This window comes from Stenotrophomonas sp., from assembly GCF_032061965.1.
In the GTDB taxonomy this organism is placed as follows: Bacteria; Pseudomonadota; Gammaproteobacteria; order Xanthomonadales; family Xanthomonadaceae; genus Stenotrophomonas.
On sequence record NZ_DAMBEF010000002.1, the window covers coordinates 26491 to 44753 of the forward strand.

The window sequence follows — 18263 nt, forward strand, 5'->3', positions numbered from 1 at the left end:
GACCGGGGTGTTTGCCGGCTGCGTTAGCGAGACGTGACGGATAGGCTGTGTTCATGTGGCGCGGGACACTGGATCTACCGGCGGGAAAGCCGGCAATCCCTTCCCAAGACACAAGGAGTGTAGCGATGGAGCTTTTCACCGTGACGCTGAAGTCACTGGCTCTAGCGTTGTTGTTGACCCTGACGGCATCAGCCACGGACAAGGTCGACATCAACACCGCCTCTGCGGCGGAGCTGAGCGAGGGATTGGTGAACGTCGGGCCTTCCAAGGCGCAGGCAATCATCGATCATCGGCAGGCAAACGGACCTTTCAAGAGTGCCGAGGAGTTGGCGCTGGTGAAGGGAATCGGATTGAAGACGGTCGAACGGAATCGTGACCTGATCGAGGCGAAGGCTGGAACGGCCCCCGCCAAGAAAGCTGCCGGGACGGCAGTTGTTCAACCGGTGGAGAGGCGCTGAGGCAACGGATGCCTGGTTCGCAGCAATGGATGCCGCGCCATAAGGATTGTGGGTCGCCCGGATGGCGGCACACGAGGAACCCATAGGGGCAGGACGCTGGGGGAAGGCAGGATGCCAACAAGGACGTGAGATCGTCCGGTGTTGCACAGTGACGTGCAGCCGGGCGATTTTTCTTGTTCCGCTCGTCGGAATAAAAAAGGCCCGGGATTTCCCGGGCCTTTTTTGTTCTCAGGGATTGGGGATTGGGGATTCGTAAAAGCCGAATGCGTGACTTGGCTTTGCGCTGGCGGCGTAATTGTTGGCGCGGTTGTGTAGCCCGGGTAAGCGCAGCGCACCCGGGGCCTTTGCGCAGAGCCGCCGGGCCAGTGATATTGCCTGATGGATCACGTAGCGCGGTTAGGTAGCGGCCTGGGGCATTGCAGGCACCTTTCGCGCCGAACTGGCTGGCGTGCTTTGTCTAGCTTGGCTGGATGAGAACACCGTCGGCGTGGAAATTGAGCCGACGGTGCAGCTCAGGCAAGCAGGGTGCACCGGGAGTTCTTCGCAATGGCTCCGGGGCGCTGTGCTTACCCGGGCGGCCGACGCGTTGATCACCGTCTACGTGATTCTCGCAGTGGACCGCTTGTAGCCGCCAGCAGCTCCTCATCAGGATCCTCGCAAGAGGCCCCGGGTGCGCTGCGCTTACCCGGGCTACGATTTCTACGGGTTCTCGCAGTGAACGGCCGGTAGCCGCCAGCAGCTCCTCATCAGGATGCTCGCAAGCAGCCCCGGGTGCGCTGCGCTTACCCGGGCTACGATTTCACCTGGCCGTTTGCCTGGCTTGAAGCCGGTTCCGCTGAAGCTCGCCGCTGCTTTCCCTGGGCCTTGTCCCCGACAATGGCGGGGACAAATCGGAACGGATCAAACCAACCCGGTGGCGTAGTACACGCCGATGATCGCGAACACCGCCAGGGTCTTGATGATGGTGATGGCGAAGATGTCCTTGTAGGACTGGCGGTGGGTCAGGCCGGTCACTGCCAGAACAGTGATCACTGCGCCGTTGTGCGGCAAGGTGTCCATGCCGCCGGAGGCCATCGCCGCCACCCGATGCAGCACGTCCATCGGAATGCCTGCAGCCTGCGCATTGGCGATGAAGCTGTCAGCCATGGCCGCCAGGGCGATGCTCATGCCACCCGATGCCGAACCGGTAATGCCGGCCATAGCGGTGACCGAAACGGCTTCGTTGACCAGCGGATTGGGGATCGAGCCCAGTGCGTTGGCCACCACAAGGAAGCCGGGCAGGGCGGCGATGACAGCACCAAATCCATATTCCGAAGCGGTGTTCATCGACGCCAGCATGGCGCCGCCGATGGCGGACTTGGTGCCCTCTGCAAACGAGGCTACCACCGGCTTCCAGGCAAAGGCGATGACGCTGAGGATGCCCAGCAGCAAGGCGCCCTGCACGGCCCAGATAGCGCCCAGCTTGGAGACTTCCTGTACGACCGGTGCCGGGTTGCCGATCACCGCCGGCACAAAGGATTGGGTTTCACCGTAGAAACCTGGAATCCAGCGGGTCAGGTAAAAGTTGGCCACGCCCACCAGCACCAGCGGTGCGATTGCAATCAGCGGATGCGCCAGGTTCTGGCCCTGGAACGGCTCAGGCTCGTTGCGCAGTTCCTCATTGGCGCCGGCGTAGCCTTCGCCATTGCGTATGGCGACGCGGCGGCGCCATTCCAGATAGCTCATGCCCAGGATCAGGATCACCACCGTGCCAATCACGCCCAGCCACGGTGCGGCCCAGCTGTTGGTGCCGAAGAAGGAGGAGGGAATGATGTTCTGGATCTGCGGGGTGCCCGGCAGCGCATCCATGGTGAAGGTGAAGGCGCCCAGCGCGATGGTGCCCGGAATCAGGCGCTTGGGGATGTTGCTCTGGCGGAACAGCTCGGCGGCGAACGGATAGACCGCGAACACCACCACGAACAGCGATACGCCGCCGTAGGTGAGTAGGGCGCAGACCAGCACGATCGACAGCATCGCCCGCTTGGCGCCGACCAGCTTGATGGTGGCGCTGACGATGGACTTGGAGAAGCCCGAGACCTCGATCAGCTTGCCAAACACCGCACCCAGTACGAAGACCGGGAAATACAGCTTCAGGAAGCCGACCATCTTGTCCATGAACAAGCCGGTGAACATCGGCTGCACCAGGGTTGGATCAGTCAGCAGTACCGCGCCCAGGGCGGCTACGGGGGCGAACAGGATCACGCTATAGCCGCGGTAGGCGACAAACATCAGGAAGCACAGGGCCGCCAATACGATCAGAAACGACATCCATGGCTCCCGGCCAATACGTTGCCGGCGAGTATCAGGACAGGGCGCGGCCCGGCCCACTGTACGAAGGGACGATACGCGGCCGGCTAACGCTCCATTAACGTGCGCTCCATGGCGGCACTCGTATGCCGCTACGTCATACCCGGGAGGAGGGAGACCAATGAAGCGCAAGTATCTGAGTATCGCCATCGGTGGCATTCTGTTGGCACCGGCCGCATTCGTGCAGGCCCAGGAGCAGCAGGCGACGCCGGCCGGCACCCAGGCCACACAGCTGGACGAAGTGACCGTAACCGCGCGCCGCCGCAGCGAGTCCATCCAGGACGTGCCGGTGGCAGTCAGCGCCTTCGGCGAGGAACAGATCAAGGATCTGCAGGCCTCGACGGTGGAAGGCCTGCAGGGCGCGGTGCCCAACATGAACATCGCCCAGGGCCGTGGCTCGTCCAATAGCGTCAACGTCTTCATCCGCGGCATCGGCCAGCCGGACGCGCTGCAGACCTTCGATCCGGGCGTGGGCATGTATGTGGACGACGTCTACTACTCGCGCATCAATGGCGCATTGTTCTCGTTGTTCGACATCCAGCAGCTGGAAGTGCTGCGCGGCCCGCAGGGCACGCTGTATGGCAAGAACTCCACCGGCGGCGCGATCAAGCTGACCACCAAGAACCCCTTCGACAACGAAGGTGGCGCGGTGGAGCTGACGGCGGGTGATTACGGTCGCCTGGAAGGTCGGTTCTATGTGTCGGGCAAACTGAGCGATACGCTGGCTGGCAGCATCGCCGGTGCCAAAATCACCAACGATGGCTACGTCAAGGACGCGGTCACCGGCAAGCGTTACAACGATGACGATACCGAGGCGCTGCGCGCGAAGCTGGCCTACAAGCCGACCGACAACTTCAGTGCCGTGCTGACGCTGGATACCACCAAGCAGGATGCTGCGCTGACGCTGGGTCGTCCGATGGCGCCGCTGCGCCAGACCAGCCTGGCGCCGGCTGGCGTGGTGGTGTTGCAACCGGGTGAGACCGGTGAGTGGAACCGTCGTGCGCAGACCTCCTTTGACGACGGCCAGGGTCAGTACCTGAAGCATTCCGGTGCTTCGTTGGCGATGGATTGGGACATCAACGAGCAGTGGACGCTGAAGAGCATCAGCTCCTACCGCAAGCTCAAGACCGAGTCGTACATCGACATCGATGCTTCCGAATACGAGCTGGGTGATGTGCTCGTGGCACTGGATCAGAACCAGAAGAGCCAGGAATTCCAGCTGCATTACGACAATGGTTCGAACCTGCACCTCACCTTCGGCGCGTACTACATGAAGGAGAACGTGCCGTCCTACCAGGAAGCTTACGCCGACGATCTGTTCTCGATGCTCGGCACCGGCATTCCATTCCTGCGTACCATCGACGATGACCTGAGCACCACCTCCAAGGCTGCCTTCGCGCACGCCAACTGGGAGTTCGTGCCGAGCTGGACCTTGGCTGCCGGCGTGCGCTGGACCAAGGACGAAAAGGATTACGACCGTTCCACCAGCACGTTCTGGGGGGCGCCGTTCAGCGGCCTCAATGAAACCGTTGCCTTCAACGGCAAGGCTTCGTGGACCGCGGTGACGCCGTCGGTCAGCTTGCAGAAGGCGTTCAGCGACAACCTGATGGGCTATGTATCGGCCAACCGTGGCTTCAAGTCGGGCGGCTTCAACGGCCGTGCGAACACGGTGTACGACACCGAGCACGCCAAGTTCGATCCGGAATACGTGTGGACCTACGAATTGGGCCTGAAGGGCAGCTCGGCTGACCATCGCTTCCGCGGTAGCGCTGCGGCGTTCTACAGCAACTACAGCGATTTCCAGGCGCGCGTATCGCAGGACGTGGGCACCTTCCCGGTGTTGAATGCAGCCAAGCTCAACATCAAGGGCATCGAGCTGGAAGGCAGCGCGTTGCTGGGCGAGAGCACCGCGTTGAGCGCGCAGCTGGGTTGGATGGATGCCAAGTACGACAGTTTCGAGGACTTCCGCCTCGATCCGTCCTACGCGGGCTATGATCCGAGCGTCAACCACGACCATGTGCCGTTTTCGCCGGACTGGACCGCGCGCGTTGCCTTGCAGCACGTGTTCTCATTGGCTGATAGCGGCAGCCTGACCTTGGGTGGCGATGTGTCCTACCGTGGTGACACATGGTTGTCGGTAGACAACCGCGATGTGCTGAGCCAGGACGCATATACCCTGGTGGGCGCCTACGGCGTATGGGATTCGCCGCAGCTGACCTGGCAGGTGCGTGCTGGCGTGCGCAATCTGACCGACAAGCAGTACAAGACCGAAGGCCAGGAATTTGCCAGCGTTGGCAACATCCAGACCGCGTATTACGGTCTGCCGCGCAACTGGTATGTGTCGGTGCGTTACAACTTCTGATGGTGTAGCCGGTAACGGCTCCCCTACGGAATGCAGATGAGCCCTTTCCCGCATAGCGGGGGAGGGCTCTTCTTTTTGTTTTCAGTGATGCTTGCTTCTGCCTTTGCTTCTGCTTCGGCTTTGGCTTTGGCAGTTGCCCTTGCCCTTGCTGCGCTTTGAAGCCCCTCTCCCGTTCACGGGAGAGGGGTTGGGGTGAGGGCAGCTTTTGCCCCTGACCTTCGGCGCCGGCATCTGATTTGCCTCGACCGCGAAAGCCGCACAGTGGTACGGCTAGCCCGATCCATCGCGTTGATGGGAAGTCCACCGCAAGGGCTTGAGACGCCGCTTGTGAAGCGCACCCTCACCCCAACCCCTCTCCCGGAGGGAGAGGGGCTTCAAGCCGCCGGCGCTTCATCCCCATGACGTAACTCCGTATCCTGCCAAGCAGCTTCTGGGGAACGCATTGCATGTTGAGTCTGGTGACGGTGGCGCTGGCGGGCCTGGCCTGGTTGGCACTTATGTTTGGCGTGGCCATCTACGGTGAGCGCCGGCCTACCGCATTTGCGCGGCATTGGCGGCATATCTATACCCTCTCGCTGGCGGTGCACTGCACCTCATGGACGTTCTACGGCACCGTCACCCAGGCGGCGCGCAATGGCTGGCCGCTGCCGCCGACCTTCGTCGGTGCAATCCTTTTCTATGCGCTGGCCATCGGCGTGATGATGCGGCTGGTGCGGCTGGCCCGCGAAACCAATGCCACCTCACTGGCGGACCTGATTGCTGCGCGGCTGGGGCGTGATGCCTGGTTGGCGGCGACGGTGACGCTGGTGACCGTGCTGGGCCTGATTCCGTACATCGCGCTGCAGCTCAAGGCGGTGGCGATGAGTTTCGGCATGATCACCTCGCGCGCGGTGGATGCCGGGCAGGCGGGTTCGGTCTGGCACGACAGCGCCTTGTATGTGGCGTTGGCGATGGCCTTGTTCGCGATGCTGTTTGGTGCGCGCCGCGCCGATGCGTCCGAGCACAATCGGGGGCTGGTGCTGGCGATGGCCGCCGAGTCGGTGTTCAAGCTCGGCGCGATGCTGGCGCTGGGCGTGTTCGTCTGGTTTGGCTTGAAAGGGCTTCCCGCTGCAGCGCCGGTAGCGGCCAGTGCGCACGACGGCGGCTTCATCCCACTGGTGATCCTCGGTGGCCTGGCGATGTTCCTGCTTCCCCATCAATTCCATGTTGGTGTGGTCGAATGCCGTGATCCTGCCGATGTGCGAACCGCGCGCTGGTTGTTCCCGCTCTACCTGCTGTTGATCGCGTTGCCGATCCTCCCCTTGGCACGCGCTGGCACGCTGCTGCTCGGCAACAGCGTACCGTCGGACATGTATACGCTGGCGCTGCCGTTCGCTGCGGGCCATGAAGGCGTGGCCTTGTTTGCCTTCCTCGGCGGCCTGAGCGCGGCCACCGGCATGGTGGTGGTGAGCACGTTGACCCTGAGCCTGATGATCGGCAACCACTGGTTTGCGCCCGGCTTGCTGCGCAGCGCCTGGGCACGTGCCGGCGGTGGCGATCATCGGCGCGAACTGGTGTGGCTGCGGCGTGCAGGCATCTTCGTGATCATGCTGTTGGCCTGGGCGTACAGCCGCCTGATTGGCGGTAGCAACGTGCTGGCCGATATTGGTGCGGTGTCGTTCTCGGCAATGGCCACGCTGGTGCCGGTGCTGGCGTTTGCCATCTGGCGCCCGCAGACGCCGCCGCGCGCCGCCATTGCCGGCGTGCTTGCCGGTTTTGCTACATGGGCCTGGGTGTTGTTGCTGCCATCGTTGCTGGAGAGCGAAGGGCGTGCACCGGCTTGGTTGCTGCAGGGGCCGTTTGGTTGGAATTGGCTGGCGCCGCAGGGACTGTTCGGTTTGACCGGTTGGACGCCCTTGGGGCGAGCCGTAGGGGCCAGCCTGTTCGTTGGCACGGCGGTGACGCTGCTGGTCATGGCCTGGCGGCGGGATACGCCCAATCGCACAAGTCGCAATCTTGATGTGCAGGCGCTGCGTGATGCAGGACGCCGATTCCTGCCTTACGAGCAGGTTGAGCACTTGCTGGTGGACGCACCACGGCAAGGCCCGGTGCCGCCTGCGACGGAAGCGCGTTTGGAGCGCGAGCTTTCCTCCGTGCTGGGTGCCGCTTCGGCACGTTTGCTGTTGGACGCCGCGCGCCGCGAGAGCGGTGAGCTGGCGACGGTGGCGGCCATCGTCAGCGAGGCCTCGCAGGATCTGCGCTTCAGCCAGCAAGTATTGCAGGCGGCGTTGCAGAACATGAGCCAGGGCATCAGCGTTATCGACCGCGAACAGCGGCTGGTGGCCTGGAACCGCCCGTATGCGCGCATGTTTGGATTTCCCGATGAGCTGCTGCAGGTGGGCCGCCCGATCGTCGATCTGACCCGTTGGGCGCTGCAGGCGATGCCGGCGCGCGGGGGCGATGAACGTGCGGTAGATCGACGGCTGGCCTTCATGCGTGCGGGCACGCCGCATCTGACCGAACGGGTATTTCCCGATGGCAGCATCGTCGAGATCCGAGGCAATCCGATGCCGGGCGGTGGTTTCGTGGCGACCTTTACCGACGTCACCGAGTTCCGTCGCAGCGAGCGCGAACTCAAGCGCAGCAATGAAACCCTGGAGCAGCGGGTGGGTGAACGCACTGCGCTGCTGGAATCTGCCAAGCGCGAAGCCGAACGCGCCAACGATGCCAAGAGCCGCTTTCTCGCCGCCGTGGGGCACGACCTGTTGCAGCCGTTGCACGCGGCGCACCTGTTCACCGATACCTTGGCCCAGCAGGTCCAATCCAACCAGCAGCAACAGGCGGTGGTGCAGATCCGCGGTGCCCTGGATTCCACCACCGATCTGCTGACCGGTTTGTTCGACATGTCGCGGTTGGAAGCCGGTGGGTTGGTGCCGCAGCCCCGCGACCTGCCGTTGGCGGAAGTACTGGACCCATTGGTATCCGAGTTCCGCGCATTGGCCAGCGCACGCGGCCTGGATTTCCATTACGTGTCCACGCGCGCGTGGGTGAACAGTGATCCGCAGCTGCTGCGTCGCGTACTGCAGAATTTCCTCGCCAATGCGGTGCGCTACACCAGCAAGGGTGGGGTGCTGCTTGGTGTGCGTCGCGAAGGCGAACGCCTGCGCGTTGAAGTGCACGACACGGGCCCGGGTATCGCCAAGCAGGAGCAGCAGCGGATCTTCGAGGAGTTCCGTCGCGGCGAAGACAGCAGCGGGCAGGGCCTGGGCTTGGGGCTGGCGATCGCCGATCGCATTGCCGGCCTGCTGCATGCGCCTTTGCGCCTGCGTAGCGAAAAGGGCCGTGGCACGGCGTTTTCAGTGTCGTTGCGGCGGGCGATGTCGCCGCAGAGTGTGGCAGTGCCAAGCCCGCGCAGCAGCAATAGCCTGCTGGGCAGCGTGCCGGTGCTGGTGGTGGACAACGATCCGGCGGCGTTGCAGGGACTGGCCGGGCTGTTGCGTGGCTGGGGCTATCAGGTAGCCGAAGCCGATGGTGAGGCGCAGGCAGTGGCAGCGTTGCAGGCACAGCCGGCTGCGCTGTGGCTGTTCGATTACAACCTGGACGATGACGATACCGGCACGGCCTTGCATCAGCGCCTGGGTGAACGTTTTGGCGTGCGGCCCACCTTGATCCTCAGCGCCGATGACAGTCTGGCCACGCGGCGTGAAGTGTTGGAGCAGGGGTTGACCCTGCTGCATAAACCCGTGCGTCCGCTGGCGCTGAAGTCGATCCTTGATCGGCTGCTGGCCGCCTATACGATGGCTCAGTGACGGCTGGCGAGATGCTTGGTGCGGCTACCGGTTCGCCTGCGCGGCGCTGCCGCAATACGCAGCGTGCAGTGCCTGCATTACGCCCAGGGCGGGGCTGTCGGCCAAGGTGTAGTAGATGGTCTGCGCCTCTCGGCGCGTAGTCACCAGGCCGCCTTCGCGCATCAGCGCCAGGTGCTGCGACAGCGCCGACATCGACAGCCCGACCTGCGCCTGCAGTTCGGTGACCGAGGCCTGACCTTCGACCAGGCGACACAGCACGCGCAGCCGGGCGGGGTGGGCCAGCGACTTGAGCAGTTGCGCCGCTTGTTCAGCGTGGGCCTGCATCTGTTCCATATCCATGTCCTGGGTGACCATTTTCGGTTCAGGGTCCAGACTTGTACTTTGGGTTTTCCTAGTTTAATTTAGAAAAAGCTAAAGTAAAGGCCGAGGCCATCCCATGAGCAACGTGCAAGCCACTTCCCCGCAGGTACAGGCCTTCCACGACAAGGACACGGGTACCTTCAGCTACGTGGTCTACGACCACGATGGTGGCATGGCGGCCATCATCGATCCGGTGCTGGACTACGATGCCGCCGCTGCGCGTACCAGCACGCGCTCGGCCGACGCCCTGCTGACCTTCGTGCAGGGCAAGCTGCTGACGGTGGCCTGGCTACTGGAAACGCATGCGCACGCTGACCACCTCAGCGCCGCCGGCTATCTGGCCGATGCCTTGAAGGCACCGGTGGCCATTGGCCAGGGCATCGTCGAGGTCCAGCGCCGTTTCAAGGAACTGTTCGGCCTGGGCGATGCATTTGTCGCCGATGGGAGCCAGTTTGATCGCCTGTTCGCCGATGGCGATACCTTCAATATCGGTGCGCTGGAAGGACGGGTGATTGCCACGCCGGGCCACACCGATGACAGCCTGACCTATGTGATCGGTGATGCTGCCTTCATCGGCGACACCATGTTCGCCAGCGATACCGGCACGGCACGCTGCGATTTCCCCGGCGGTGATGCGCATCGCCTGTTCGCATCCATCCAGAAGATCCTGGCGCTGCCGCAGGCCACCCGCATCTACCTGTGCCACGACTATCCCGGCGATCGCCGCGAAGCCCAGGCGCAGACCAGCATCGATGAGCAGAAGCAGCACAACGTGCACCTGAAGGGCGGTACCGGTGAAGCGGCCTTCGTGCAGATGCGCCAGCAGCGCGATGCTGGTTTGCCGGTGCCGAAACTGATCCTGCCGGCCTTGCAGGTGAACATCCGTGGCGGCCGTCTGCCCGAGGCCGATGCCAATGGCGTGCGTTACCTGCGCTTGCCCTTGGACCAGATGGGAACGGCGCAATGAACAGCTGGATGCTGGCCTTGGCCGGAGGTGTGTTGATCGGCCTTGCCGCCACGCTGTTGCTGTGGCTGACCGGGCGTATTGCCGGTATCAGCGGGATTGTTGGCGGTGTGTTGATGCCGCGTCGTGGTGAAGTGGCCTGGCGCGGTGCGTTCCTGATCGGCTTGATCGGTGCCGGCGCGGTGTATCTGTGGCTGGTGCCAGGCGCTTACACGCCGCGCCAGGGCTTTTCGCCCGTGCTGCTGGTCGTAGCGGGGCTGTTGGTGGGGTTTGGCACGCGCATGGGCAATGGCTGCACCAGTGGCCACGGCGTTTGTGGCCTGGGGCGTTTGTCCGTGCGTTCGTTCGCTGCCGTGCTGACCTTCATGGCGACGGCGGTACTGACCACCTACATCGTCAGGCACGTGGCATGAGCACGTCGCGCGTTACCTTGGCGGCACTGGTTGCCGGTGCGCTGTTCGGCCTGGGGCTGGCGCTGTCGGGCATGACCGATCCGCAACGCATCCTTGGTTTCCTGGATGTGTTTGGCGACTTCGATCCGGCCCTGCTGTTCGTGCTGGGCGGTGCCGTGTGCACGACGATGCTGCTGTTCCGTTTCGTATTGCGCAGGCCGGCGCCGGTATTGGCCGAGCGTTTTCAGATATCGGATCTGCGCCAGATTGATCGGCCCTTGCTGATCGGCGCAGCGGTGTTCGGTATCGGCTGGGGCTTGGCGGGCTATTGCCCGGGGCCGGCACTGGTGGGGTTGGGCGTGCTGTCGACGGAGGCGTTGTGGTTTGTGCCGGCGATGCTGGCCGGCATGCTGCTGCACAAGGCGGCAATGGGACGCGGCGCGTAGGCGCGGCGTCAATAGCGATCACAGCGCCTGGCGTGCGGGGTCGCTCAGTTCCAGTTCGCGCAGCACAACGCTGGCCTGGGTACGATTGCGTACGCCCAGACGCTCGAAGATGGCCGACAAGTGCGCCTTGACCGTGCGTTCCTGCACATCCAGGCGGTCGGCGATCTGCTTGTTGAGCAGGCCTTCGGCCACCAAGGCCAATACCCGGAACTGCTGCGGCGACAGGCTGGCCAGGCGCGCTGCCAAAGCGCTGTCGTGACTGGACGACTGCGCCCGTGACACCGCAGCGCGCAGCGAGGCGGGCAACCATTGCTCGCAGGCCATGACGCTGCGGATGGCCTCGCGCAGTTCATTCAGGCCCGAACTCTTGGGTAGGTAACCGGCCGCGCCATGGTCCAGTGCCCGACGCACGACGCGCGGATCATCGTTGGCCGAGACCACGATCACCGCCACCCCCGGATGCTGGGCGCGGATCGCGGCCAGCCCGGCCAGCCCATGATTGCCCGGCATATGCAGGTCAAGCAGGATCAGGTCGGTGTCCGGCGTCGCGTCCAACGCGGCCAGCACGCCTTCCAGCGATTCCGCCTCACGCACCTGCAGGTCGCTCATCGCCTCGCTGGCCGCCTGCCGCAAGGCGGCGCGGAACAAGGGATGGTCGTCGGCAATCAACAAGCTGGGCATGGGGCTGGGAACGAGTGGCGAGGAAACAGGGGCCAGTAGATGCGCACTCGAAGTCAAAATCAATCTCCTGGAATAAAGGCCAGGAACTGGAGGGCAGGAACCCGGAACGAGGGAAGAGCGGCAAGGCAAAGGCAAGCAGCAAGTGTGCGTTGCTCCGCTGTTACTGGTTCCTAGTTCCTAGTTCCTGGTTCCTGGTTCCCGACAACTGGTTCCTGCCTTACTGCGCTGTCCAGCCGCCATCCATCGGCATTGCGGCACCGGTGAGATTGTGCGACTCACGGCGGCACAGCCAGACCACCATCGCGCCGATGTCTTCGGGCAGCGACATGCGCAGGCTGGGCTGCTTTTCCTCGAGCATGGCGCGGACGCCGTCTTCGCGGCTGCCGCCGTTGCGGTGGGCCTGGATCTGCGGCTCGATCAGCGGGGTTTCCACCCAGCCCGGGCACACGCAGTTGACGGTGACACCGCCGCTTTCGCGATTGCCGGCTGCGGCGTATTCCAGTGCGGCAACCTTGCTCAGGCCCACGATGCCGAACTTGCTGGCTACGTACGGCGCCTTGTTCCTGGACGCAACCAGGCCATGCACCGAGGCGATGTTGACCACGCGGCCATAGCCACGTTCGGCCATGCCGGGCAGTGCGTGCTGCATGGTGTGGAAGGCCGCGCTGAGGTTGATGGCGATGATGTCGTCCCACTTTTGCGGCGGCTGTTCGGCCAGCGGCGCGGCGTGCTGGATACCGGCGCAGTTCACCAATACGTCGATATCGCCCCAGGCCTGCACGGCCTCGAGCATGTGTGCGATCTGGTCCGGCTTGCGCAGGTCGGCGTCAAAGTGACGGGCTTCGCTACCAGCATCGGTCACGCTCTTGAGTGCGGCTTCCAGCTGCTCGGGCGTGCCCAGCCCATTGATGGCCACGCGCGCGCCAGCGGCGGCAAGCGCCTGGGCTATGGCCAGGCCGATGCCGGACGTACTGCCGGTGACCAGCGCGGTGCGGCCTTGCAGGAAACGGTCCATGGGGTACTCCGTAAAACGTGGGGGAAAGTAGGGGGCAAACGTAGCAGTCGCAGTGCTAACGGCGCGTGGTACTTAAGTACGATGAGCCGCCGGCGGTGCCTCTGCTAGTGTGCGCCCATGAGCCAATCCTTACTGCGCGCCGCCTGCGGCCTATTCGTCGGACTGAGCCTGGCCTCCTGTGCCAGCGGCCCAGCTTCCAAGTCCGTGGAGCCTTCCATGTTCAGCAACGAACTTCGCAGCGAGCATCGCGGCAGCGATGACCTGCTCACCGCCGGCCTGGGCCTGGCAGGCCTGCGCAGCATGGCGCCGCCGGCCTTTGCCGACGCGGCTGCACCGACGCTGGATGAATTGCGCAGGCGTGCGATGTGGGGCAGCTGGCGCGGTATTGCCGATCTGGCCCCGGGTGGCGGCTATGGCGAGCTGTTCGGAACCCTGCAGAGTGTGCCGGGCCGCGAATTTTCTGCACTGGCACGTTTGCCCGGTGCCAAGCAGCCGCATCGCGTGCTGGCGCAGGTGCCGGACAACTTCGATACCGCCAAGCGCTGCGTGCTGGTCGCGCCGGCGTCGGGTTCGCGCGGTATCTACGGCGCGGTCTCGGTGGCAGCGGCCTGGGGCCTGCCCAAGGGCTGCGCCGTGGTCTATACCGACAAGGGCGCCGGCAGCGATTACTACGATCTGGACGCCCAGGTTGGTGTGCGCGCCAACGGCACCATGGGGGCCTTGGGCGAAGTCAGTGACCTGGCGTTCGTGCCGGATGCAGGCGTCAATGCAGCGGGCGTGGCCTTCAAGCATGCGCACTCCAAGGACAACCCGGAGGCGGATTGGGGCCGCCACGTGAAGCAGGCGGCTGAGTTCGCCCTGGTGGCATTGGCGCAGGCCTATCCGCAGGCAGCGCCTTTCACCTTTGAGAACACCCGCATCATCGCGGTCGGCATTTCCAACGGCGGTGGTGCGGTACTGCGTGCGGCCGAGTTGGAAGGCGACTGGCTGGATGCGGTAGTGGCCGGCGAACCCAGCGTTTACTCGTCCGGTCCCGGCGCACGCGCGCTGTATGACTACACCACCGAGGCGGCGCTGTTGATGCCGTGCGCGCAACTGCACATGAGCGATCTGCCGCAGCCGCCAATGACCGCGGCGCTGCAGGCCGGCGCCATGGTGCGTTGTGCAACGTTGGCCGCCGAAGGCGTGATCAGCGGCGCCACCCCGGCTGCGCAGGCCAAGTCGGCTTACGATTTGATGCTAAGCAAGGGCTGGACCGAGGCCTCGTTGCGGGCCGGTGCATTGTCCACCGGCTTCGACCTGTGGCGTGCCATCGCTGCGACCTATGCCTCGGCCTACGGCCGCTACGGTGTGGGTGAGCACCCCTGCGGCTTCAGCTTTGCGGCACAGAACCCGGATTTCTCGCCACGGGCAGCCACCGCCGCCGAGCGTGCTGCATGGATCGCCGATGGCAGCGGCATCCCACCGGGCGCCGGCGTTGGCCTGCTGGACAGCAAGGTCGCCTTGCCGGACCTGACCTACGCAGGGCTGAAGTGCCTGCGTGGCCTGTGGGACGGGCAGGGCGAAGATGCCAAGCGCGTGCAGGCCGGCATCCAGGCTACCCATGCGGGCGTGCCGCGCAAGGGGCTGCCGGTGATGGTGGTGCATGGCGCCGACGATGGCTTGATCCCGCCGGCGTTCAGCAGCGCGCCGTATGTGGCCGCGGCCAAGGCCGCTGATCGCGAGGTGAGCTATTGGAAGGTGCAGCATGTGCAGCACTTCGACGGCTTCCTGGGGCTGCCTGACTACGGTTCGCGCTATCTGCCACTGCTGCCGTACGTGTACGAAGCACTGGATCGCGTGCAGGCACGGCTGGACAAGGGCACGGCGTTGCCGGCCGACGCGGTGATTGCGACCACGCCACGTGCGGGCAAGGCCCTGACGGCTGAAAATCTGGCGATGCCGAAGTAAGGGCTTTTACCCTCCCTTTTGCATGGCAAAGGGGAGGGTTGGGGAGGGGTTGGCTTTGTTCTGCGCTGTTGGATCTGTGGCTTAGCGACTTATACCTCTCCCGCACATCCGCGCTGATGGCATCATTGGCCGATGCATACATTGAACTCTCCTTCCCGCGTCATTCCCTCTGCGCTCTACCAGCGCGAGCGCTGGCGCAATGGCCTGGGGTGGACGCGAGAGATCCTGCGCCTGCCGGAGCAGGGCGACTGGCAGCTGCGCCTGTCCATCGCCGAGATCGAACAGGACGCGGCATTCTCCGCATTCCCTGGTGTCGAACGCGAGCTGGTGTTGCTGCAGGGTGAAGGTCTGCGCCTGCGCTTCGCCGATGGGCGTTGCCAAACCCTGCTGCCGCCGTATCAGCGCCTGCGTTTTGCTGGCGAAGAAGACATCGTCGGCGAGCTGGTCGACGGAGTGACCCAGGACTTCAACCTGATGTGGCGGCGGGATGCCTTGCAGGCCGAACTGCTGCATCGGCCGCTGGTGGGCAACATGTTGTTCTTCACCGAGCCACAGGCCGCGTGGGCGATCCATTTATTGGCCGGGCAGGCAGTGTTCGAGGGCGGTGTACTGCCGGCGTTGTCGGCGGGCGATACCGCGTGGCTGGGGGCGGGCGAACGGCAGCGCTATTCGCTCAGCGGCGGCGGTGAGCTGCTGGCGATACGGCTGACGCCGGTTGTGTAGGAGCGGCGTAAGCCGCGAAACCAAAGAACCAACAGCGCAAGGCTTAACCTGTAGTGCCGAGCCATGCTCGGCATGGACATTGCCGGGAACGCGTCTGCCGAGCATGGCTCGGCACTACAGGTGGGATTGCGTGTAAGGCCTCTGCCGAGCATGGCTCGGCACTACGCTCAGTAGACGTCGCGGCGGTAGCGGCCGGCAATGCGTAGTGCCTGATGTGCGTCGGCGCCAATCGCATCGATGATGACCTTGTCCACCGCCGGGGCCATGCCCTGCAGGCTGCCGCAGACCAGCACGGTGGCGCCGTCATCCAGCCATTGCCGCAGCACTTTGCTGTGCGCAGCCAATGCGTCCTGTACGTAGTGGAAGGCGCCCTCGTCGCGGCTGAAAACCGTATCCAATCGCTCGATTCCACCCTCGCGCTGCCATTGCCGCAGCTCGTCGCCGAAATGGAAGTCGTGCGCCACGTTGCGCTCGCCGAACAGCAACCAGTTGCGGCGCGCGCCTGCATCGATACGGGCGCGCAGATGTGCACGCAGGCCGGCGATGCCGGTGCCGTTGCCGATCAGGATCAGCGGTGCATCGTTGCTGGGTGGGTGGAAGTTGCTGTTGCTGCGCAGGCGCAGGTCGATGCTGTCACCGATGGCGGTGTAGTCGCAGAGCCAGCCGCTGGCCAGGCCCGGCGTGCCATCGGGACGTAACTGCCGGCGCAGCATCAGCTGCAGGCTGCCTTCGGTTGGCATTGATGCAATCGAGTATTCGCGGTGCGGCAAGGGCTTGAGGCTGGCGGCCAGGGCGTCGGCATCGCCGGTGTCGCAGCTTTCGGGCAGATGCGAAACAGCCAGGGCGTCGCGCAGCAAGCGGCCATCGGCCAGCACGGCGGTCGATGTGAAGTCGTGTGCGTGCAGCCATTGGGTCACCGCGGCGGCGGATTGGCGTGGGCCGATCTCGGCGATGTCGCCGGCCTGCCAGGCTGGCAGCTTGCCATCGGCCGGTTGCAGCTGCAGGTGGAATACCTTGCCGCCGATGCTGCCGGGGTTGAGAACTTCGCGCTTGCGCAGCAGCCAGGATTGATAGGCCGGCGCGCTCCAATCACTTGTCTCCGTGCTTGCGCCGCCGAGCTGGCCCAGCAGCTGCTGCCAATGGCGCAGTGCCTCCGCGTCGGCGTTGTCGACTTCAACGGTGTCAAACAGCGGCTGTGCAGCGTGCATGCGCAGCCATTGATCCAGCTGCCGGCCGAAGGCGCAATAGTGCTCGTAGGTTTTGTCGCCCAGTGCCAGCACGCCGTACTGCAGCTGCGGCAGCTGCAGCGGCTGCGGCATCACCCGGCTCAGGAAGGCGAGGGCGTGATCGGGGGGGTCGCCTTCGCCGGTGGTGCTGACGATGAACAAAGCCTGGCGACTGCTGTCGAGCAAGGCCGCATCCACCTGGTCGATCGCGCGCAGCCGGGTCTTGTGGCCGGCGGCACGCAGCTGTGCCGCGGTGCGTTGTGCCAGCTGCTGGGCAAAACCGGTCTGGCTGGCCCACACCACCAGGATGGGCGGTTCCTTGCTGTCACCGACCTCATCGTCGCGTTCGCGTGTGCACCACCACAGGGCGAAACAGGCGGCTGCGTAGATCACCAATGCTGCCAGGGCCATCCACCACTGTGGCGCCAGTGGCGGTGCCGGCCACCAACGTTCGCCCAGATGCAGGCGCAACAGCAGCAGGGCGATCAACAGCAGGGCCAGGCCTACAGCGAGGTTGCCAAGCAGGGCGCGCGTGGAGCGGTTGGGGTTCATTGCGCGCTGGCGTCCAGGTAGCGCTGGAAGGCGGGGCTCATGGTTTCGATCAGGCCGGTGTTGGTGCGGGTGATGAAGCGTGCAGCCAAGTCATGGCTGTTGGCAAAGGCCGGGCCCTGATCAGCGCCCATCACGGTCAAGGCGGTGGCCCAGGCATCGGCAAGCATCGCGTCGCGGGCAATCACGGTGACCGCAGCAGCGGCGCGGCTGACCGGCGCATGGTGGCGTGGGTCCAGGGTGTGGCTGTAGGACACGCCTTCACGTTCGAAGTGATGCCAACGGTCGCCGGAAGTGGCCACCGCCAGATCGTCCAAGGCCAGTACGCGCGGTGGATAGTCGGCACCGGCATCTTCCTCCGGCGCGGATTCAACCAGTACGCGCCAAGGCTGGCCGTCAGGTTTCAGGCCATAGCCATGCAGTTCGCCGCCAACTTCGACCAGCGCGGCCTCGATGCCGTTGCGGCGCAGCCAGCGGCTGACCAGATCAACGCCATAGCCCTTGGCGATGGCCGACAGATCCAGCTGCAGGCCACCGGGTTGCAGGACATTTTGCGTTTGTGGATCCAGCTGCAGCTTTTGCCAGCCGCAGCGTGCAGCCACCTCGGCAAGCCGCGCGGGCTCGGGCACGGTCTGTGCGGCGGCATCGGCGCCAAAGCCCCACAGTGCGACCAGGGGGCCGATAGTGGGATCGAAGGCGCCTGCGCTGCGTTCGGCGATGTCGCGCGCGCTGCTCAGTACGTTCCAGAAGTCATCGGGTAGTGCATGCCAGCTGTTGGCGGCGGCACGGTTGTAGCGACTGATGTCCGAGTCGGCTTCCCAGGTGCTCATCTGCGCGACGACACGGTCGAGCTCGGCTTGGATGCCGGCATGCAGCGGATGCAGATCGCGGCTGCGTGCAACGACCAGCTTGACGCTCCAGCTGGTGCCCATGGTGTGGCCGCCGAGGGCGGCGATGTCGGAGTTGGAGGACATCGGTATCAAAAGGCCAGCTGGGGCAGGTG

14 protein-coding genes are annotated in these 18263 nt (G+C 64.5%); 8 read left to right on the forward strand and 6 right to left on the reverse strand.

What is annotated here, in order from left to right:
- The first annotated feature begins 125 nt into the window (after positions 1-125).
- Positions 126-458, forward strand: coding sequence for a helix-hairpin-helix domain-containing protein (locus tag RT460_RS01385; protein WP_313316706.1), 333 nt, complete (start codon positions 126-128; stop codon positions 456-458).
- A 900-nt stretch (positions 459-1358) separates the two neighbouring features.
- On the opposite strand, the gene RT460_RS01390 is transcribed toward RT460_RS01385, so the two are convergent.
- Positions 1359-2765 carry a GntP family permease gene (locus RT460_RS01390; protein WP_313316709.1) on the reverse strand — a complete coding sequence of 469 codons (1407 nt, stop codon included), beginning with the start codon at positions 2763-2765 and terminating at the stop codon, positions 1359-1361.
- Positions 2766-2925: 160 nt separating this feature from the next.
- Between RT460_RS01390 and RT460_RS01395 the strand changes: the two genes are divergently transcribed.
- Together RT460_RS01395 and RT460_RS01400 are read left to right on the forward strand one after the other, a co-directional pair.
- Positions 2926-5166 (forward strand): TonB-dependent receptor, encoded by a 2241-nt coding sequence (locus tag RT460_RS01395; protein WP_313316712.1) that lies wholly within the window; start codon positions 2926-2928, stop codon positions 5164-5166.
- 446 nt (positions 5167-5612) lie between these two features.
- Positions 5613-8954, forward strand: a complete 3342-nt coding sequence (locus tag RT460_RS01400) for a PAS-domain containing protein (RefSeq protein ID WP_313316714.1) — start codon at positions 5613-5615, stop codon at positions 8952-8954.
- Positions 8955-8978: 24 nt separating this feature from the next.
- On the opposite strand, the gene RT460_RS01405 is transcribed toward RT460_RS01400, so the two are convergent.
- Positions 8979-9287 carry a metalloregulator ArsR/SmtB family transcription factor gene (locus RT460_RS01405; RefSeq protein WP_313316715.1) on the reverse strand — a complete coding sequence of 103 codons (309 nt, stop codon included), beginning with the start codon at positions 9285-9287 and terminating at the stop codon, positions 8979-8981.
- A 103-nt stretch (positions 9288-9390) separates the two neighbouring features.
- Here RT460_RS01405 and RT460_RS01410 point away from each other — a divergent pair, with 103 nt between their 5' ends.
- From RT460_RS01410 to RT460_RS01420, 3 genes are read left to right on the forward strand one after another with little or no spacing between them, the layout of a single operon-like run.
- A complete protein-coding gene (locus RT460_RS01410) occupies positions 9391-10281 on the forward strand; it encodes an MBL fold metallo-hydrolase (RefSeq protein WP_313316716.1) in 891 nt (296 codons plus the stop codon).
- Positions 10278-10691 carry a YeeE/YedE family protein gene (locus tag RT460_RS01415; RefSeq protein WP_313316717.1) on the forward strand — a complete coding sequence of 138 codons (414 nt, stop codon included), beginning with the start codon at positions 10278-10280 and terminating at the stop codon, positions 10689-10691. The genes RT460_RS01410 and RT460_RS01415 overlap by 4 nt, the downstream gene beginning before the upstream one ends.
- The gene (locus tag RT460_RS01420; RefSeq protein ID WP_313316718.1) at positions 10688-11116 is read left to right on the forward strand and encodes a DUF6691 family protein; all 429 of its coding nucleotides are present in this window, start codon (positions 10688-10690) and stop codon (positions 11114-11116) included. Before RT460_RS01415 ends, RT460_RS01420 begins: the two co-directional genes overlap by 4 nt.
- Positions 11117-11134: 18 nt before the next feature.
- Here the strand turns inward: RT460_RS01420 and RT460_RS01425 are convergent, their stop codons facing one another.
- Together RT460_RS01425 and RT460_RS01430 are read right to left on the reverse strand one after the other, a co-directional pair.
- Positions 11135-11797: a response regulator transcription factor gene (locus RT460_RS01425; RefSeq protein ID WP_313316719.1), complete on the reverse strand. Its 663-nt coding sequence runs from the start codon at positions 11795-11797 to the stop codon at positions 11135-11137.
- Between the two features lie 217 nt (positions 11798-12014).
- Positions 12015-12812: a 3-hydroxybutyrate dehydrogenase gene (locus RT460_RS01430; RefSeq protein WP_313316720.1), complete on the reverse strand. Its 798-nt coding sequence runs from the start codon at positions 12810-12812 to the stop codon at positions 12015-12017.
- A gap of 117 nt (positions 12813-12929) precedes the next feature.
- Between RT460_RS01430 and RT460_RS01435 the strand changes: the two genes are divergently transcribed.
- Entirely contained in the window at positions 12930-14762 is a 1833-nt protein-coding gene (locus RT460_RS01435) for a 3-hydroxybutyrate oligomer hydrolase family protein (protein ID WP_313316721.1), read from the forward strand.
- Positions 14763-14894: 132 nt separating this feature from the next.
- Entirely contained in the window at positions 14895-15485 is a 591-nt protein-coding gene (locus tag RT460_RS01440; RefSeq protein ID WP_313316722.1) for a HutD family protein, read from the forward strand.
- A 167-nt stretch (positions 15486-15652) separates the two neighbouring features.
- On the opposite strand, the gene RT460_RS01445 is transcribed toward RT460_RS01440, so the two are convergent.
- On the reverse strand, positions 15653-17263 hold the full coding sequence (locus RT460_RS01445) for a sulfite reductase flavoprotein subunit alpha (RefSeq protein ID WP_313316724.1): 1611 nt from the start codon (positions 17261-17263) through the stop codon (positions 15653-15655).
- Positions 17260-18234, reverse strand: a complete 975-nt coding sequence (locus RT460_RS01450) for an FAD:protein FMN transferase (RefSeq protein ID WP_313316725.1) — start codon at positions 18232-18234, stop codon at positions 17260-17262. Before RT460_RS01450 ends, RT460_RS01445 begins: the two co-directional genes overlap by 4 nt.
- Between the last annotated feature and the right edge of the window lie 29 nt (positions 18235-18263).

Excerpts from the sequence above, each read along its gene's own strand:
- RT460_RS01450 (WP_313316725.1), bottom strand. The coding sequence starts at position 18,234 with ATGTCCTCCAACTCCGACATCGCCGCCCTCGGCGGCCACACCATGGGC.
- RT460_RS01385 (WP_313316706.1), top strand. The coding sequence starts at position 126 with ATGGAGCTTTTCACCGTGACGCTGAAGTCACTGGCTCTAGCGTTGTTG.
- RT460_RS01420 (WP_313316718.1), top strand. The coding sequence starts at position 10,688 with ATGAGCACGTCGCGCGTTACCTTGGCGGCACTGGTTGCCGGTGCGCTG.
- RT460_RS01390 (WP_313316709.1), bottom strand. The coding sequence starts at position 2,765 with ATGTCGTTTCTGATCGTATTGGCGGCCCTGTGCTTCCTGATGTTTGTC.
- RT460_RS01405 (WP_313316715.1), bottom strand. The coding sequence starts at position 9,287 with ATGGAACAGATGCAGGCCCACGCTGAACAAGCGGCGCAACTGCTCAAG.
- RT460_RS01415 (WP_313316717.1), top strand. The coding sequence starts at position 10,278 with ATGAACAGCTGGATGCTGGCCTTGGCCGGAGGTGTGTTGATCGGCCTT.
- RT460_RS01400 (WP_313316714.1), top strand. The coding sequence starts at position 5,613 with ATGTTGAGTCTGGTGACGGTGGCGCTGGCGGGCCTGGCCTGGTTGGCA.
- RT460_RS01395 (WP_313316712.1), top strand. The coding sequence starts at position 2,926 with ATGAAGCGCAAGTATCTGAGTATCGCCATCGGTGGCATTCTGTTGGCA.
- RT460_RS01435 (WP_313316721.1), top strand. The coding sequence starts at position 12,930 with ATGAGCCAATCCTTACTGCGCGCCGCCTGCGGCCTATTCGTCGGACTG.
- RT460_RS01445 (WP_313316724.1), bottom strand. The coding sequence starts at position 17,263 with ATGAACCCCAACCGCTCCACGCGCGCCCTGCTTGGCAACCTCGCTGTA.
- RT460_RS01440 (WP_313316722.1), top strand. The coding sequence starts at position 14,895 with ATGCATACATTGAACTCTCCTTCCCGCGTCATTCCCTCTGCGCTCTAC.
- RT460_RS01410 (WP_313316716.1), top strand. The coding sequence starts at position 9,391 with ATGAGCAACGTGCAAGCCACTTCCCCGCAGGTACAGGCCTTCCACGAC.
- RT460_RS01425 (WP_313316719.1), bottom strand. The coding sequence starts at position 11,797 with ATGCCCAGCTTGTTGATTGCCGACGACCATCCCTTGTTCCGCGCCGCC.
- RT460_RS01430 (WP_313316720.1), bottom strand. The coding sequence starts at position 12,812 with ATGGACCGTTTCCTGCAAGGCCGCACCGCGCTGGTCACCGGCAGTACG.